We start from the raw sequence: 17,888 nt of genomic DNA, 5'->3' as shown, positions 1-17,888 counted from the left end.
TGAGAGTAGTAATAAATTTATATGAATATCCTAAAATTGTCAATATCATTAGAAAGAGTTTCTCTAGTACGTCTTACTAGTTCACTTTTTCAATAACACATTAAGGCTGATACACAAATGTAATCTATCATCCAACTTCCTACAACACCTTTTGTTCTTGAAGCTTTGCCGCAAAATATTTACGCGCTTCTGCTGTTAAAATCGGCAAACAAACTACTTCCTGTCGCTCAAACTCGACAAACATCCCACTTAAATTTTCATACACATTGTGTACTTTAAAGCCCCTGTCAAAATACTCATCTAATTGTTCCATTTCTTCCATACTTAATAAATAATCTGACATACACACACCTCGCTTATTTATTCAGTACCTTTTATTTCGATTATTGTGTCCACCTCAGTTGACACAATTGAAAGAACTGGTACTGATTCCGGTTCCATTTCTTGTGCGATTATATCGTCCCAATCATGCCCAATTGTAATACCTAGATACTTTTCGTCACTTGGATCTATTAGTTCAGCTTGCGGGTACTTTTTAAACCACCAATATTTCGCTAACACATAATAAATGATAGCGCCGGCGAAGAAACCAATCAATGAAGAATAGGTTGGGAACATATTCGCTAAGATACCACCAATCACCCAAGCGATTAAACCCGCTAAATTAAAGCCATTCATAAACTTAAATTGACCGTCTAACTCGTAAAGTTCTTTTACGTTTACGCGACGTTTTCGGATTAAATAATAATCGGCAAATAAAATACCTACAATGGCTGTTAAAATACCGCCAATGATTAATAGTGCCTCGACCAAAACACCAAATAAGCTCCAAGGCTGTGCCAAAATCCCAATAATCCCTGCTACGATAACCCCAACCCAGAAAGGAACTTTTGGTCCACCAATGTTAGAGAAAATTGTTGCCGCAGGAATAACGTTTGCTGACGTATTCGTAGACCATTGTGCTAATACAATCATCAGTAATAAAATTCCTAAAATAAATCCACTTGCACTTTGTTGTAATGCATTTACAGGATCAGCAGATGCCACCGCCATATAACAAACGGCTCCAATTGCTACGATAAATGTATTTGTAATCGGCATCACGATTAATGAACCAACTAATTGTGTTTTATTGCGTTTGAACCAATTACGTTCATTTTTTGGCGCTTTAAAGAAACGTGATAGTGACGGCATATCAGCTGCTAATGTTGCCCAGAATCCCATGTTTGCCATAACCACAACCATGAAGGCTGTAAATGCTGTCATTCCTGTTGTTGGTGATTCTACCCATGACCAAACATCTTTTCCTTGAGTCGTTGCATTATCTGCTAGCGTAATGTACATCCAGCACGAAATTAAAATAATAATTGGTGCTGCGAAATCTGCAAAGCGCTCAATGGATTTAATGCCGAGAGATGTATTAAATAATTGCAACGCTGCAAAAATCAAGAAACATAAAAACCAATTATTAAAGCCAATTAGTAAGTTTAAAATACCATTTATTGCAAGCGCACCAAAATAGGTGTTAATCCCAAACCAACACGCAGCGGTAACGCCACGAACAAGCGACGGTATATGCGTCCCAATTGTACCAAATGGGGCACGCATATAAACTGGAAAGGATAAGCCATGCTCTATGCCGATATCACCGATTAATGTCATAAACACACCGATTAAAACTGAGCCGATAATTGTCGCTAAAATAACCATCGGCAACGACAAACTTATAATACCTGCTCCACCAATTGCAAAAGCGGCTAATACAATTGCCATCCCAACCCAAATTACTGCAAAACCAAACGTCCCGATATTCCTTTGTTGATGTGTCACTGGAAGTAAATCTGGTGATTTTAAATAATTCCCACCATTCGCCATACATGTCTCTCCCTTATTTTAGATTTCCAGTTCACGAACAAAAAGTCGATTTTTTTATAACTCTACCCCAAAGCCAATATATCATTAATGGTGGGCATCCTGCGTTAAGCTGATGGTTTTATTTGTGCTATTAGTTTCAATCACCCAAAATTAGGTATGATTTTAAAGAAAGTTCATATTAATTTTAGATTGCTCATTAATTGGAGCAAGTGAAGCGGCTTATTAGGCGCTAAGCCGCAACGGAAATCAACCCTACTTTTATTTAGCGAAATTACTAATAAGTGATTGCCGTTCATTCCACGTCATTGGCGCTATACTCGATTTTCTTTCAACCATCGAAATCGCACCATCTACGGGGCACACAATCGAGCATAAATTACATCCTACACAATCTTGTTCGCGGACTTTTAGCATCGGACGACCACTTTCTGTGTACAGATCAATACATTGATGAGACGTATCTTCACAAGCGATATGACATTTATTACAGTTAATACATACATCATTATTGATTTCAGCGACAACTTTGTAATTTAAATCTAAGTCACCCCAGTCGGAATAACGTGATACTGATTGACCTACTAAATCCATTACCGAAGCAATGCCTTTATCATCTAAATAGTTATTTAGCCCATCAATCATATCTTCTACAATACTAAAGCCATGATGCATAGCCGCTGTACAAACCTGTACGCCTGTTGCCCCCATCAATATGAATTCCGCAGCATCTTGCCAGTTTGAAATACCTCCGATGCCCGATATTGGAACATTGAAAAACGGATTACGGGCACACTCTGCGACCATATTTAGTGCAATTGGTTTTACAGCAGGGCCACAATATCCACCGTGCGCCCCTTTCCCACCAACATGCGGCACCGTATTCCATGAATCCAAATCAACACCCGCTAAGCTGTTAATGGTATTAATCATACTGATTGCATCAGCTCCACCTCGTGCTGCCGCTTCTGCTGTAATTGTAATATCTGTGATGTTCGGCGTTAACTTAACGATGACTGGCGTGCGTGCTACTTCTTTGACCCAAAACGTCTGCTTTTCCACCAATTCCGGGACTTGACCAGAGGCAGCGCCCATTCCTCGTTCGGCCATTCCATGTGGACAACCAAAGTTAAGCTCAAGACCATCGACCCCTACAGCTTCTACTTTTTTGACAATCTCATGCCATTTATCTTGCTTCGGCTCTACCATTAATGAAACAATAATTGCATGATTCGGAAACCTTTTTTTTGTTTCATAGATTTCTTGTAAATTAACCTCTAACGGGCGATCCGTAATCAGTTCAATATTATTAAAGCCTGCTACTCTCTGGCCGTTAAAACTGACAGCCGCAAAACGTGAAGAAACATTTAATATCGGTTCACCTAATGTTTTCCAAACTGCGCCACCCCAGCCCGCTTCAAATGCACGTTGTACTTGATAGCCTGAATTGGTCGGTGGTGCTGATGCTAGCCAAAATGGATTCGGTGATTTAATCCCCGCTAAGTTTATTCGTAAGTCTGCCATGCAGTGTCCCCCCTATGCAATCTCACTAGGTTTTTTTAATTGCTCATGAATGATATAAGCAGCATCTTTACCTTGTTGCGCAGCTGTTACAACCATTGCTTCCCCTTGACCGTTCCCGAACACAACATCTCCACAAGCAAATACTTTCTTATTGGATGTCTGCATTGTCGTTTTTTCAATATCTACTACACCATTTGTATGCTGTAAACCAAAAGCTTCAATGAGCGATACAAAGCGTGTTTGCCCAATTGCTTTAATGACAGCGTCCACTTCTATTACATTCTCAGATCCTTTAACTACTTCAGGTCTTTGCCTGCCGTCTGCACCCGCATCTCCAAGCTTCATTTTGACGCATTCAAGTGCAACTACTTTTCCTGCTTCGTCACCGATAATTCTCTTTGGCGCTGTCAGCCACTTAAATACAACACCATCTTGCTTAGCAAATTCATATTCAAATTGGTAGGCTGTCATCTCTTTTTGTGTTCTTCTGTAAAGAATCTCTACTTGTTCAGCACCTAATCGCACAGCACATGTCGCACCATCAATAGCTGTATTTCCAGCACCGATGACTACAACACGTTTTCCGACTAAGTCTTCAGTCAGTGAACCGATTTTCGTGTTCTTTACAAATTCAATGGCATCATGCACACCATCTAGTTCTTCACCTTCGATACCAAGATTAGGCACGCCCCCCATACCAACTGCTAAAATAACACGATCATATTGCGCTAAAATTTCATCAGCAGAAATATCCACGCCAACAGTTGTATTTGTTTTAATGTCCACACCGAGCTTTACAATTTGCTCCACTTCCCAATCTACGACTTCGTTCGGTAAACGGAATGATACGATACCGTAGCTTCCTAAACCGCCTGCTTTTTCCTCGGCTTCAAAAATTGTAACACTGTAGCCGAAACGACTTAGCTCGCGTGCTGCTGATAAACCGGCAGGACCAGATCCTACAATTGCCACCTTTTTACCATTTGTTTGACCTTTTTTAAATAGTTCCACTCCCGATTCCATCGCCCAATCTGTTGTGTAACGTTGCAAGTGTCCTATTTTAATTGGTTTTGTAGAGGCATTTAAAACACACGCCCCCTCACACAACTCCTCTGTCGGGCAAACTCTCGCACAGCTGGCACCAATGGGATTGGCATCCATAATCGTCATAGCCGAACCTTTCATATTACCTGAAGCAATTTTTTTTATAAAATTTGGAATTGGAATACTTGTCGGACAAGCTGTAATACAAGGTGCGTCATAGCAATATAGACAACGATTGGCCTCTTCTATTGCTTCATTTTTCGTCATCCTACTATTCATTTCAACAAAATTTCGCTTAAGTTGTGCAGTCATTGCATTTTCTTGAATCGGAACCATTTCCACATCCCCCTCATGTATACTTTTTTCATGGTTCATTATCGTAAAATTAAGTTAATTCCCTTTCAACTTGGCGCTTACTGGCGTAGCCTATAGGTCGCTAATCCCTATTTACGACGAAAGCGGAGCGACAGGAGCACTCGCCCAGCCTCCACTTCAATCAACGAGTGTGATATACAGTTAGATGTTTATTGCTTCTACAGTAGTCGGTGTTAGTTGACGTTTGATGTATTGTCCACTGCCTAATACCCCAACAAATTCTTTATTCTTAATCACGTACTCACCGCGCACAAGTACGCTAACGGGCTCACCTGTAACTTCCCAACCTTCATACGGGTTGTAATCCACATTCATATGATGTGTGTTCGCTGAAATCACACGTTTTACCGTAGGATCGAAAAGTACAATATCTGCATCAGAGCCGATTGCAATCGTTCCTTTTTGTGGGTATAAACCGAAAATCTTTGCTGCACTCGTCGAAACCATATCGACAAATTCATTGATTGATATTTTCCCTTTCGCTACACCTTCGGAATATAAAATGCCACATCGATCTTCAATAAACGGTCCCCCGTTTGGAATTTTAGAGAAATCATTCAAACCTAATTGTTTTTTACCATTGAAGCTAAATGAACATTGATCCGAGCCAATTGTTTGCAGTTGCTTCGCTTTTAATGCATTCCACAAATGCTCTTGATGGTTTTTCGGACGAAGTGGCGGTGACCAAACGTATTTCGCTCCTTCAAAACCTGGCTGTGCTAACGCCGATTGATCTAATGTTAAATAAGGCGGACATGTTTCTCCGTACACGTCATATCCTTTTTCACGTGCTGCAATAATTTCAGCTACTGCCTCTTTGCAAGTAACATGTACAACGTAAAGCTTGGCTCCTGCAATATGTGCTAGCTCAATTGCTCTTTTAGTCGCTTCACCTTCTAATTCCGCCGGTCGTGTCAGTGCGTGATAAATTGGCGCTGTATGACCAGCTTGCTTCGCTTCTTCTACAAGTTCATCAATAACGGAGCCATTTTCACAGTGCACCATTACGACAGCCCCCACTTCTTTCGCAATTTTGAATGCTTTAAAAAGTGTGCGGTCTGACGCTTGGAACTCTTTCGCGTAAGCCATAAACACTTTCACCGAAGTGATTCCTTCTTTCTCTAGTAATACCGGTAACTCGGCTTCTGTTTCAGGCGTTAATTCACCAATCATTAAATGAAAACCATAATCAATTACTGAGTTTCCTTTTGCTTTTTCATGCCACTTTTCTACAGCTGGCCCAAGTTTCTCTTCACCAGCAGTTAAGCAAAAATCTAAAATCGTTGTCGTACCACCGAAAGCAGCGGCAATCGTACCAGATTTCCAATCATCATCTGTCACCGTGTTATTAAACGGCATATCCAAGTGCGTATGCGGATCAATTCCCCCTGGCATGACGTATTTGCCAGTAGCATCAATCATTTCTGCCCCGTCTGCTGATAAACTTTTGCCAATTTGAATAATTTTTCCGTTTTCAATTAATATATCTGCCTCATACACATCTGTTGCTGTCGTAATTAATCCACCTGTAATAATTTTTTTCACTATACCCCTCACCCTTCGTTTCATTAATTTACAGTGTATGTCTCGCCAATACTGAACTTTGTTTGTAGCGTCAAAACGGTTTCTAGTAACACATCTGCACCCTTCACGCAGTCTTCAAAAGTCGTCTTTTCCTCTTCACAATGACTTTTACCATTAATGCTTGGCACGAAAATCATCGCTGATGGAATAAAACTTGCAATATACTGCGCATCATGGCCTGCCCCACTAAACATTCGGTGAGAAGAATAGCCAAAGTTCTGACATGATTTTTCCACTTCATTACAAATGGTAGCGTCAAAAAATACAGTATCTCTTCCCCATAGCTTGACTGGTTGGATGTTACAGCCATTTTGTACAGTAGGTAAACCTTGTAAGATTTCTTCAACTTTCCGCATCACTTCTGGATCTTGATGACGCGAATCAAGTGTAAATGTTACTTTGCTCGGAATCACAGTATGAATATTAGGAAAAACGTTCATCCGACCAAATGTGTATACGAGCTCTTCCTCGACTTTACTAAGCTGGCCATGTAAAGAAGTTATAATATTGGCTGCCACACTCATTGGGTCTTTTCGCATCGACATCGGTGTAGTTCCAGCATGATTTGACTCCCCTGTAATCGTCATTTCATAACAAACCATACCTAAAACACCTTCAACCACACCAATCTCTAGTTGCTTTGCTTCTAATACAGGGCCTTGCTCTATATGAAGTTCAATATAAGCAAGGGCCTCTGTTAAACGGTTTTCTTTTTCACCCATATACCCACTCGCTAGTAGCGCCTCTTTGAAAGTGATTTCATTTTTATCAACCGATTGCAACATTTCATCTTTATTAAATTTTGAAGAAATCACACCAGAACTCATCATTGCTGGATCAAAGCGCGCACCTTCTTCATTCGTAAAATTCACAATCATTAATGGAATATCTAGTTCAATGTCGTTTTCTTTTAGCGTCCTAATCGCCTCTAATGCGGTCAAAACACCTAACACACCATCAAACTTGCCCCCTTTTTCAACCGAGTCTAAATGTGAACCCATCACAATTGGCGGTAAATCCTTTTTCCCAGGTAAAATCGCATAAATATTTGCCATATCGTCTACCGCAATTTCCATGCCTAACGCTTTACAGCACTCGCAAAAATAATCTCTCGCCAATACATCCTCTTTCGATAGAGTTAAACGAGTTACTCCACCATTTGCAGTAGCTCCAAATTGACTAAATTGTTCAATAGACTCTTGTAATCGACTACTGTTACATTTATACATATGCTAGTCCCCTCTTTCACATTAGTTAAAATATCTCCTTTTGGGTAAATTCTAAAATAGAAATCATTTACCATATATATCTATAAAACCTAAAAATTATGTGCATATGTATTTTGTATATGATAAATTATTCTTTAATATGAGGGTTGCTATGGACATGCTGCTCGTTCTAGGAGGAGGAATGAAGGTATGAATGATTTTTCACTTACTGTATCAGATGTGATGACGAAAAAGTTATTCAATAGCGCTCAGCTGATTGGAGGTGCGAAAGGACAACTTAATGTCATCAAATGGGTACATATTGTCGAAAGTATGGAAGCTGCCAAGTTATTAAAGGGCAATGAATTAATTTTGACGACTGGTATTCATTTAAAAGACAATAATGAAGGTTTTAAACAATTTATTCACCAATTAATTGCGTCAAAAGCTGCAGGGCTTTGCATTGAACTAGGTAGTTCCATTCAAAAGATCCCTAATTTTATTCAGCAGATGGCTACAGACTATCAATTTCCACTCATCATTTTTCAAAAAGAAGTCGCGTTTGTCGAAATTACACAAGACATACACAGCATGTTAATCAATCAGCAATACGGAATGATTAAAAACCTTGAAGACTACGCGCAACAATTGAACAAATATACACTTACAGTCAACAACTACGAGCAAATTTTAATGCATTTATATAAACATCTCAGACTACAGGTCATCTTTACATTCAACGGGCAAAAACCTATTTTCATCCCGAATATTTATCAGGACAAGTATGAGATGATGCACCAAGCAAACCCCGATTATGTAGAAAAACATTTTATACACTGTGATGTCAATATTTTCAACCAATACTATGGTGAGGTTTGTTTGTTCTCTCCAGAGCGCGTAATCAATGAATACGATGCACTCATTCTAGATCGCACGGTTATTGCACTATCACAATATTTATTGCGGGAATTATATGCTGAAGAGAAGAAAGGGATGGAGGATCGTGAAATTTTAGAAAAGTGGCTGAATGGTATAGCTACTACCGAAGAATTGACACATTTTATGCAAGACCATCATGCAAGTAGCACTTCAAATCATTGGCTTGTCATGATTCATCAAATTCAAAAGAGTAAAAGTAGTGATGTCACGTACTATAAGTTGTTTGCGCGCAATGTGCTTGAGAAGTTTGGCTTTTATCCGTTTATCTTAGAAAAGAATCAACAACTTATTTTTATTTTAGCGAATTTACGTGAGCAAGAAACATATAAGCTACGTATCCAACAAGCGATTGCACAAATACACGATAATAATATGAAATATAAGTATGCCGATTTAAACATTTTGTTTGCAGTTGGCAAATACGTCACCCATCTACAAGCCGTCAAAAATAGCTACACTACAGCCAAAGACACGTTAGAAATTCGTTGGAAATCACAAGAGCTTTCGTATTTCTACGAAGATCTACACCTCCATCATTTAATTTTACAATTACAAAAAAATCCTTCCATTATGGATATGGTAGCTGAATATATATACCCACTCATAGAATATGACCTAAAACATAACAGTAAATTAGTCGAAACGTTAAAAGTTTATTTGCAAACAAATGGTCTAAAAAAAGAAACTTCCGAGCGACTATTTATCGTCAGACAAACGCTGTATCATCGCTTGGAGAAAATCGAACAACTACTCGGTCATGATTTTATGAAGCCAGAAAAACGCTTAGCACTAGAATTGATGCTAGTCGCCAATGAATGGTCACTCGGTGTTCAGCAACAATAGTTGAGAAGTACCTTTAATCAAAGTTAACACTGATTGGAGTGGAGGCTGGGCGACTCCTAGGGGTTCATCGGACGCCTTCTGGAAAGCGTCCAGCCGGAACGGAAATCACCTCCATGTTATGATAATGAAACTTTAATTTACCTTTATGTGAAAGATGGTCCTCCATTTATTTTACATTTTGTATAATGCTTATTTTCCTCAAAAATTGAATAATAGATTTATAGCTAAAGAGGGAGTGGTGATTTCCAATGACGAATTTAACAAATCAAAATTGGCAAGTAAAGGATCAACAGTATGTTTGGCATTCGATGAAACCTTACAATCCAAATGCAACGATGATCGTCCAAAAATCGAAAGGTGCATGGATTACTGACATTGACGGGAAGCGTTACCTAGATGCCATGGCTGGATTATGGTGTGTAAACGTCGGCTATGGGCGAGAGGAAATAGCGAAAGTAGCTTACGAACAATTACTTGAAAATTCCTATACTCCCCTATCTGCAGGTCACACCCCTGCCATCCAATTGAGCGAAAAAATTAGTGAGTTATTAGGTGATGATTATGTTGTATTTTTCTCAAATAGCGGCTCTGAGGCAAACGAAACAGCATTTAAAATCGCTCGTCAATATCATCAACAAAACGGGCAAACAGGCCGTACTAAATTTATCTCCCGTTATCGTGCATATCACGGTAACACGATGGGTGCATTGGCTGCGACTGGCCAAGCACAGCGGAAATATAAATACGAACCGTTAGCAGCGGGCTTCATCCATGTCGCACCACCTGATACTTACCGTACAAACGAAGACCATATTACAGACCCAGCTGCCCTACCTTCAGTTCAGGCAATCGATAACGTCATGACATGGGAGTTATCTGAGTCGATTGCTGGCGTGATCATGGAGCCTATTATTACCGGCGGCGGCGTAATTATGCCACATGAAGATTATTTACGTGGGGTAAAGACTGTATGTGAAAAACACGGGGCCCTTCTTATCGTTGACGAAGTAATTTGCGGCTTTGGACGTACAGGCAAAGCATTTGGCTTCCAAAATTATGGCATTCAGCCGGATATTGTGACTATGGCTAAAGGTTTAACGAGCGCTTATTTGCCACTTTCGGCTACAGCTGTTCGACGTGAAATTTATGAGGCATTTGCGGGTAGCGACGAGTACGACTTTTTCCGCCATGTAAATACATTTGGTGGTTCTCCAGCGGCTTGTGCTGTTGCCATCAAAAATATCGAAATAATGGAAAATGAAAATTTATTTGCACGCTCAGAAGAAATGGGCGCTATTATACATGCTGAATTACAAGAACGTTTAAAGGATCACCCAAATGTTGGGGATATCCGCGGAAAAGGCTTACTAATCGGGGTTGAGCTAGTGAGCGACAAAAAAAGTAAAGCACCACTTAACGTAGCAGATGTTAATAAGGTAATTGCTTTATGTAAAGAACAAGGTCTAATCATCGGTAAAAATGGCGTAACGGTTGCAGGCTTTAACAACGTTCTCACACTTTCACCTCCACTTATCATCTCGTTGGAAGAAAAAGATTTGATTGTGAAAACATTCACGGATTCTTTAAACGCGCTGTTGCAACAGCCTTAATTCATATGAAAACAAGGGGGATATTTATTTATGGTAACCAATACAGATGTAAAAGAACTGGGACATTTTATTAACGGTTCAATCGTTCCAGGTAAAAGCGGACAGTTTTCAGATGTTTTCAATCCAAGCTTAGGTACAGTCATTGCACGTGTCCCGATTGCCTCTAAAGGAGAGACGCAAGAGGCAATTGCAACAGCGAAAGCAGCATTTCCAGCATGGCGTGCCCTGTCTGTTGGTAAACGTACAGAAATTGTTCTGAAGTTCCGTCAATTAATGACAGAGCGTTTGGATGAATTAATCGAATTGATTTGTACTGAAAGCGGGAAAACAAAGGAAGATGCAAAGGGTGAAATTACACGTGGTTTAGAGTCTGTTGACTTAGCCATCAATGCCCCTCACCTATTAAAAGGCGAGTACTCTGTCAATGTTGGCGGGAATATCAATGCTTACTCAACAAAAGCACCACTCGGCGTTGTTGCAGCAATTTCCCCATTCAATTTCCCTGTGATGGTGCCGCTTGCCATTACGAGTATGGCGGTAGCAGTCGGAAACTCAGTTATTTTGAAACCATCGGAACGCGTTCCTTGCTCTGCACTATTTCTATCAGAACTGTGGAAGGAAGCTGGTTTACCAGATGGCGTTTGGACTGTCATCAATGGTGACAAAGATACTGTAAACGAATTATTAGAAAACCCTACTGTTGAAGCAATTTCATTTGTTGGTTCAACACCAGTTGCCGATTATATTTTTGCAACTGGCTCAAAACATGGTAAACGCGTTACAGCATTAGGTGGCGGGAAAAACAATATGATTGTCATGCCAGATGCTGATTTAGAACAAGTCTCAAATGCATTTTTAGGCGCTGCTTATGGGGCCGCTTCCCAACGCTGTATGGCCATTTCAACAATTATTCCCGTTGGCGAAGAAACAGCGAATAACCTTGTAAAAGTATTGGCTGAAAAAATCGCTAAATTAAAAGTAGGTCCATACACAGTTGCAGATGTTGATTTTGGACCCGTTATTACACAACAATCAAAGGATTCTATCATTGGTTTTATCGACCGTAGCCTAACAGAAGGCGCTACACTCGTATGTGATGGTCGTAACCCAGATATCGCGAAAAACTCAAATGGCTTCTATTTAGGACCCACACTACTAGATAACGTTAAACCAGGCATGGAAATTTATGAACAAGAAGTATTTGGCCCAGCTCGTAATGTGGTCCGTGTGAATACATTAGAGGAAGCCATTGACTTAATTAATGCGCACGAGCTAGGTAACGGCGTCACGATTTTCACCAATAATGGTGCTGCTGCTCGCAAATTTACATCTGAAATCGAAGTCGGCATGGTCGGTGTGAACGTGCCAATTCCGATTCCAGTCGGCTATCATAACTTTGCTGGTTGGAAACGCTCGAGATTCGGTGAAGGGCATATGTTTGGGCCTGACCAAGTTCGCTTCTTCACAAAAACAAAAACCATTTCAGAAAAGTGGTTTGAAGAGGATAGTGAATCTGTGTCAACGTTTGCGTTCCCGAGTAACAACGACTAATACTACAATAAACAAACTATTTTCATAAACATAAGCTCACACGATTTTGATGTCGTGTGAGCTTATGTTTCGTTTTATCGCCATCCTTAAGAGGACTAATTAGTTTGTATTCAATAATTCCTTTCTTAAGCTTCTCTTTAAAATTTTTTCTGTCGTTTTTTTGGCATGCTCTGTTATAATTTCAATCTCTCTTGGTACTTTGTATTTTGCTAATATAGTATGGCAATATTCGATAAGCTCATCCTCTGTTAGTTCAGAAGATTAAACAACCACGTAAGCTTTAACGGATTCCCCAAATTCATTGTGTGGTACTCAGATCACTGCCACTTCAATAAGACCCGGATGTTCATACAAGGCTTCCTCAACTTCTCTAGGATAAACATTGTAGCTTCCAATTAGCACCAAGTCCTCCTTTCTATCAACGATAAACGAATAACCTTCTGGGTCAACTACTTTTTTGTCACCCCAGGAATAACCAACACTAACAGAACCAGGATTACGTTTCCCTTTTATGGGATTGAAGGCCGAAACAGGTGATCATTCTGATAATCCAAACCCTTCTGCTACTTTGTATTTTTCTTCAAATTTTTATAGTACTTCTACTGGCATAGATACTCCACCAGATAAGCAAGCACGAATAGATGAGAAATGTTGCACAAATTCATCTGGTAACATCAGTAGATGAATGCCGGGCGCACAAAAATAACGGCTACATTTCCCTTAAAATGTAGCCGTTTTAATTAAAATGACATGGAATGCCCGTGCCTTGCTAAATACGCTTCTTTTTCTTTATAATCTGGCATTATACTTCCAACACGTCTCCAAAATGAACGATCATGATTCATATGAAGTAAATGACATAGTTCATGGATTACAACATAATCAATGACTTCGATTGGAGCCATAGCTAATCGATAATTGAACGTGAGCTTTCTATCTGAGCTACAGCTACCCCACTTCGTTTTAGACTCTACGATTTCTATAACTTTAGGTTTTACTTTTAGTTGTTGTTGATATATTTTTATTCGTTCTCCTACAGTTTTCTTGCAACTATTAATATAGAACCTTTTGAGATTTTTTTTAAGTGTCGCTTCATCAAATTCACTTGTGTCTATTAATTCATGTAGGAAACACTCTTTTCCAAGATGTAAAAACTTCCCTTCCACATGAAATCCTCTTACTTTAGTGATTTCCCGAGCTACTTCAATTTCATGAATTTTCTCTAGTATCCATGTTACATTACTTTCTATTGCACTCATAATCGCTTCTTTACTTGTACTTTTGGGAGCTTTAACAGTAATAAAACCAAAAGAATCGATATGAATCGATAACTTCTCTCTATTTCCATACTGAACGTTAAAATTTATTGTTTTACTTTCAAATTCAACTTTCATAACCAACCTCTTTTTTCCTAGTGTATTCTAACTAGGATAGTATAAATCTGTTCGCAAGCATACTAAAAGTCATAAATTTAATTTTTCACATAAGGCGTCCCGCCATTTTCCGGCTTTAACCACACATTCACAATTACGTCGTCCATTCACTTTCCATCGAAAATCATATAGTCAATCATTGTATCTCTTCCAGTGTTTTTTGAACCTTGAAAAGTTCATTGATTTGTATTTCGCAGCTGATTCGTTTTCAAAACGTTTTTCTATGTCTACAATAGCTTTAACATCTATTCCAGGAGGATTGGCTTCAGCCTTTGTTCTGCCGACTTCACCTGAGCGTCAGACCTCATAATCTGTCTATTATGGCTCATACAGGAGTATTAATGGGCTAGTTTCAAAATATATAGTTTTATCATTCCTATCCTCGGTATTAAAATAGGATTCCCGAAGAAATCCCTTATTTTTTTTTACACACTTTTGTTTATAACAATGCTTGTCGAGTTGCACCAATAGTACAATAACTTCAACAAAATATCTTTAATCTTTTTTAGAACAACAAGAAAAAAAACGAATTTCACAACCGGAAATTCGTTCTTTTTCATTATACTAATTCTAACCACGTGACCTCTTCAAAATGTGGTGTGTGTACGTGGCAACACATGAGTTGTTGATGGGTTTATATGAAAATAGAATAGGTTCGTTCCTTGTTATAATGGAAACTACCCTATTTTTTATCCTAAAACTATACATGATTATTCTGTAATTAAACTGTAAGCAGAAATTTTCTTGATTTTTAGGGATACGAAAATCGAGACAATGTAGGCTAATATAAAAATCCCTATGCAAAGTATTAGAATGGTCGGTAAATGTACCGTAAAATCCAAACGTTTAACCCCTGCACTTGAAAGTAATACAGAAAGCATAGGATTTGTGTAAAAATATCCTAGTAAACCACCAATGAATACTCCTGTAATAATTACTGGTACGAAACTGATAGAAATTTGATGCATCAGTTGAATTGTTGAGTAGCCTATTGCTTTCATTACACCAAACTCTTTTTTACGCTTAATAATCATAGTTTTGATGACTAGATACAGAATCATTACAACAACTAGAATGGTAATTGCCAGAACCATCACCATAACTGCAAACACTGCAGTTGTATACATACCTGTTTGGCTCTCTATATTTTCATCTATATCTAATGTTTCTACTATATAATCTCCGTACTGTTTTTGGACGTTTTCCATAAAGCTTTTATTTGAAATACCATCTAGATATACATAAAGGGTCGTGCCTTTATAATCTGAATGTAATTGCTGAATTCCATCCATCGTTAATGCGGCTATTTGACCTAAATTACCAATTGATTGACTTAGGCCAGTTACTAGAAAACTAACTTCTTCAGTCCCATATTTCACCTCAACCGTATCACCAATTCCTTTATTAATTTGATTTGATACAACCCAGGAGATAGATATTTCATTATCATATTTTGGCTGACGACCTTCATAAACAACATTATTTTCTAACTGGTCATAATTATCCGAAACATTCGTATATACAGTTTGATTATCAATTTTTGTTGTAATAAGATCGAATACATTTACCTTACTTACTTGTTCCATTTGTTTAATGTGATGCAAAAGTTCTTTTGTATCTGCATCTGGCTTAACAGATATCAGCACATTTGCAGGCTCTGCACCAAATAAGTTAACAAATGCGGTTTTGTCTGAAGCAATGTTGTAATAAAGCACCACTGAAAAAACTGATGCGAATGTTAATGCGATAATAATTAAAAGTATCATGATGTTCTGCTTTACATTTGACAGCATTGATTTAATTGCAAGTAAAAAATGAAGCCCTCCTCTCGTATTCTCCAATGGAAAATGATTTTTTCTAAAACTGTGTGTTTGAATACCTCCACGAAGCGCCATAATTGGTAGAATTTTTCGAACACGGAAGGCGGAAATTAATGTAACCAATACAACACAAAAAGCAACAATGAAAATATTGGCCAAATTAATAAACATATCGAATTTTTGATACCATATTAATCCAGATAAAGATGAAATAATGTTTCCAATGAACGGCATAAGACAATATGACAAGGCAACCCCTAACACACTTGCACTAAAAGCAATTAAAACAAACTGTAAAATAATTGCGGATAGAATTTGCCTACTTGTATAACCAATTGCTTTTAGTACTCCTATATTCGTCATCCCGTCTTCAATGCTATTTGTTACACGATATTTAATGACAATTAGAGAAACAAGCACGATAATAGCTGCAAAAGCTACTAATATCATCGCTATGATGTTAATGGTCAATGCGCTCACATTTTTCACCATTTCAATGTCTAATGCCCAAAAAAATGAAGTCGTTTCACCTACTGTTGATTGAGGAAACTCCTTAGTAAAATCATCTAGTAACTTTGTAGATTGTGTTTTGTCTTCCATCACTGCAGATATGATTAATCCTTCAGTTTGTGTGTCTAGTTCATCTTCTAATGTTTGATAAGATGTTTCTGGTAACATGAATTTCATAATTCCAATGCTGGTAGTACCCATCATTGTTGTTTCAAAAAATCCAGCAATCCGAAAATTATAGTTCTTATTTTGATATGTGATGGTAAAGTCATCACCTAACTCATAACTACCATTTGTTTTAAATATATTAGGAATAAAAACATCATTGGCACTTGAAGTATTTAGCTTTTCAACCAACTTCAACGCCCCGATATTACGATGATCATCGGCATTAAAAATAGCGGCACTACTAGTTAGTTCACTATTGCCAAAATTAAATTTGGCAATGTTCATGAGGATCGCCTCTTCGGTTTCTGTCTCTGTTACCCCAGAATAAGTCTTTATGAATTCTCCATAATTTGAATTATAGCTTTCATTATCCATCATGAATATTGCATGAGGGTCTTTTAATTGTTCAGCTTTACTATCAAAAAACGCACTTATTTGAGTAATAACCATTAAACCTATATTCAGAAGTAGCGCAGCAACTAAAATAAATATAAATAAAGACACCGTTGCAGATTTACTTTTTCTAATGTTCGCTAGGGCTAGATTCATGATTTTCACCTTACCACCCCATTTCTGCAAGGAAATCCCCGAGCTTTGCGTGACGCTCAAAGTTTTCTTTCTCACTATACGCATCTAACTGCAGGTCCCCGCAAATTACGCCATCTCGCAAATATAAAATTCGATTTCCGCGTAAGGCTGTTTTCATATCATGAGTGACCATAACAATACTTTGCCCATTTCGATTTTCATTTGTTAAGATATCTAACACATTATCACTAGATGCAGAGTTTAATGCACCAGTTGGCTCATCTGCAAAAAGTATTCTAGGACTGTTAATCAAAGCACGAACAATCCCAACTCGTTGCGCCTCACCACCTGAAAGTTGTGTCGGAAATTTAGCCCATGCGTTTTCATTGATCCCTACTTGTATTAATAATTCTTTCGCTTTTTGTACGAGCTCACGCTTATTTTTATTTACCAAAAGTCCACTTGCCAGTACATTATCGAGAACACTCATATTGTCTAGTAAATAAATTTGTTGAAAAACAAAACCGCAATTGTTTCTTCTAAATATCGCTAGTTGATCGTTGTTTAATTTAGCTAAATTTTTCCCAGCAAAATCAATTTCACCTAATGTTGGTTTATCCATTCCGCTAATTGCATAAAGTAAAGTCGACTTCCCAGACCCTGAACTACCCATTATGACTGTAAAATCCCCTTCTACTAAACTGATATCTAAATTTTTTAAAACATGTTGTTGAATTCCACCGCTCGAAAAACTTTTACACAGCTTCTCCGTTTTTATAACTGTCTTTGTCATGTTTTTCAACACTCCCCTATTATTAAGCTCAAGTTTGTCAATCTTACTCAAAGAAAAAAGACCGTAATGAACATTACAGTCTTATC

The 17,888-nt window shown here is 38.2% G+C and carries 12 protein-coding genes; 3 read left to right on the top strand and 9 right to left on the bottom strand.

All coding sequences use genetic code 11. The annotated features are described in order from the left end of the window. Positions 1-139 precede the first annotated feature (139 nt). From CSE16_RS07320 to CSE16_RS07295, 6 genes are all read right to left on the bottom strand, one after another. Positions 140-343, bottom strand: a complete 204-nt coding sequence (locus CSE16_RS07320) for a hypothetical protein (protein WP_099423300.1) — start codon at positions 341-343, stop codon at positions 140-142. 17 nt (positions 344-360) lie between these two features. After that, positions 361-1,875 (bottom strand): NCS1 family transporter, encoded by a 1,515-nt coding sequence (locus CSE16_RS07315; protein WP_099423299.1) that lies wholly within the window; start codon positions 1,873-1,875, stop codon positions 361-363. Between the two features lie 258 nt (positions 1,876-2,133). After that, positions 2,134-3,396: an NAD-dependent dihydropyrimidine dehydrogenase subunit PreA gene (gene preA, locus CSE16_RS07310; protein ID WP_099423298.1), complete on the bottom strand. Its 1,263-nt coding sequence runs from the start codon at positions 3,394-3,396 to the stop codon at positions 2,134-2,136. Between the two features lie 12 nt (positions 3,397-3,408). Further along, positions 3,409-4,776, bottom strand: a complete 1,368-nt coding sequence (locus CSE16_RS07305; RefSeq protein WP_099423297.1) for an NAD(P)-dependent oxidoreductase — start codon at positions 4,774-4,776, stop codon at positions 3,409-3,411. Positions 4,777-4,956: 180 nt separating this feature from the next. After that, positions 4,957-6,360 carry a dihydropyrimidinase gene (gene hydA, locus CSE16_RS07300; RefSeq protein WP_099423296.1) on the bottom strand — a complete coding sequence of 468 codons (1,404 nt, stop codon included), beginning with the start codon at positions 6,358-6,360 and terminating at the stop codon, positions 4,957-4,959. Between the two features lie 23 nt (positions 6,361-6,383). Continuing rightward, a complete protein-coding gene (locus CSE16_RS07295; protein ID WP_099423295.1) occupies positions 6,384-7,628 on the bottom strand; it encodes a Zn-dependent hydrolase in 1,245 nt (414 codons plus the stop codon). 189 nt (positions 7,629-7,817) lie between these two features. On the opposite strand from CSE16_RS07295, the gene CSE16_RS07290 reads away from it, so the two are divergent. The 3 genes from CSE16_RS07290 (at position 7,818) to CSE16_RS07280 (ending at position 12,550) form a co-directional block, all read left to right on the top strand. Then, positions 7,818-9,389: a PucR family transcriptional regulator gene (locus CSE16_RS07290; protein WP_099423294.1), complete on the top strand. Its 1,572-nt coding sequence runs from the start codon at positions 7,818-7,820 to the stop codon at positions 9,387-9,389. Between the two features lie 248 nt (positions 9,390-9,637). Then, positions 9,638-10,999: an aspartate aminotransferase family protein gene (locus CSE16_RS07285; RefSeq protein ID WP_099423293.1), complete on the top strand. Its 1,362-nt coding sequence runs from the start codon at positions 9,638-9,640 to the stop codon at positions 10,997-10,999. Between the two features lie 30 nt (positions 11,000-11,029). Further along, on the top strand, positions 11,030-12,550 hold the full coding sequence (locus CSE16_RS07280) for a CoA-acylating methylmalonate-semialdehyde dehydrogenase (RefSeq protein WP_099423292.1): 1,521 nt from the start codon (positions 11,030-11,032) through the stop codon (positions 12,548-12,550). A 740-nt stretch (positions 12,551-13,290) separates the two neighbouring features. On the opposite strand, the gene CSE16_RS07275 is transcribed toward CSE16_RS07280, so the two are convergent. The 3 genes from CSE16_RS07275 to CSE16_RS07265 form a co-directional block, all read right to left on the bottom strand. Further along, positions 13,291-13,944 carry a M48 family metallopeptidase gene (locus CSE16_RS07275; protein WP_099423291.1) on the bottom strand — a complete coding sequence of 218 codons (654 nt, stop codon included), beginning with the start codon at positions 13,942-13,944 and terminating at the stop codon, positions 13,291-13,293. Between the two features lie 749 nt (positions 13,945-14,693). Continuing rightward, positions 14,694-17,030: an ABC transporter permease gene (locus CSE16_RS07270; RefSeq protein ID WP_099425776.1), complete on the bottom strand. Its 2,337-nt coding sequence runs from the start codon at positions 17,028-17,030 to the stop codon at positions 14,694-14,696. Between the two features lie 10 nt (positions 17,031-17,040). Beyond that, a complete protein-coding gene (locus tag CSE16_RS07265; RefSeq protein ID WP_099423290.1) occupies positions 17,041-17,802 on the bottom strand; it encodes an ABC transporter ATP-binding protein in 762 nt (253 codons plus the stop codon). Positions 17,803-17,888 lie beyond the last annotated feature (86 nt).

This window comes from Solibacillus sp. R5-41, assembly GCF_002736105.1.
Classification (GTDB): domain Bacteria; phylum Bacillota; class Bacilli; order Bacillales_A; family Planococcaceae; genus Solibacillus.
The sequence above is the reverse complement of the archived record's forward strand: the minus strand, read 5'-3'. Positions and strand labels throughout refer to the sequence as shown.

Excerpts from the sequence above, each read along its gene's own strand:
- CSE16_RS07320 (WP_099423300.1), bottom strand. The coding sequence starts at position 343 with ATGTCAGATTATTTATTAAGTATGGAAGAAATGGAACAATTAGATGAG.
- CSE16_RS07315 (WP_099423299.1), bottom strand. The coding sequence starts at position 1,875 with ATGGCGAATGGTGGGAATTATTTAAAATCACCAGATTTACTTCCAGTG.
- preA (WP_099423298.1), bottom strand. The coding sequence starts at position 3,396 with ATGGCAGACTTACGAATAAACTTAGCGGGGATTAAATCACCGAATCCA.
- CSE16_RS07305 (WP_099423297.1), bottom strand. The coding sequence starts at position 4,776 with ATGGTTCCGATTCAAGAAAATGCAATGACTGCACAACTTAAGCGAAAT.
- CSE16_RS07295 (WP_099423295.1), bottom strand. The coding sequence starts at position 7,628 with ATGTATAAATGTAACAGTAGTCGATTACAAGAGTCTATTGAACAATTT.
- CSE16_RS07290 (WP_099423294.1), top strand. The coding sequence starts at position 7,818 with ATGAATGATTTTTCACTTACTGTATCAGATGTGATGACGAAAAAGTTA.
- CSE16_RS07285 (WP_099423293.1), top strand. The coding sequence starts at position 9,638 with ATGACGAATTTAACAAATCAAAATTGGCAAGTAAAGGATCAACAGTAT.
- CSE16_RS07280 (WP_099423292.1), top strand. The coding sequence starts at position 11,030 with ATGGTAACCAATACAGATGTAAAAGAACTGGGACATTTTATTAACGGT.
- CSE16_RS07275 (WP_099423291.1), bottom strand. The coding sequence starts at position 13,944 with ATGAAAGTTGAATTTGAAAGTAAAACAATAAATTTTAACGTTCAGTAT.
- CSE16_RS07270 (WP_099425776.1), bottom strand. The coding sequence starts at position 17,030 with ATGAATCTAGCCCTAGCGAACATTAGAAAAAGTAAATCTGCAACGGTG.
- CSE16_RS07265 (WP_099423290.1), bottom strand. The coding sequence starts at position 17,802 with ATGACAAAGACAGTTATAAAAACGGAGAAGCTGTGTAAAAGTTTTTCG.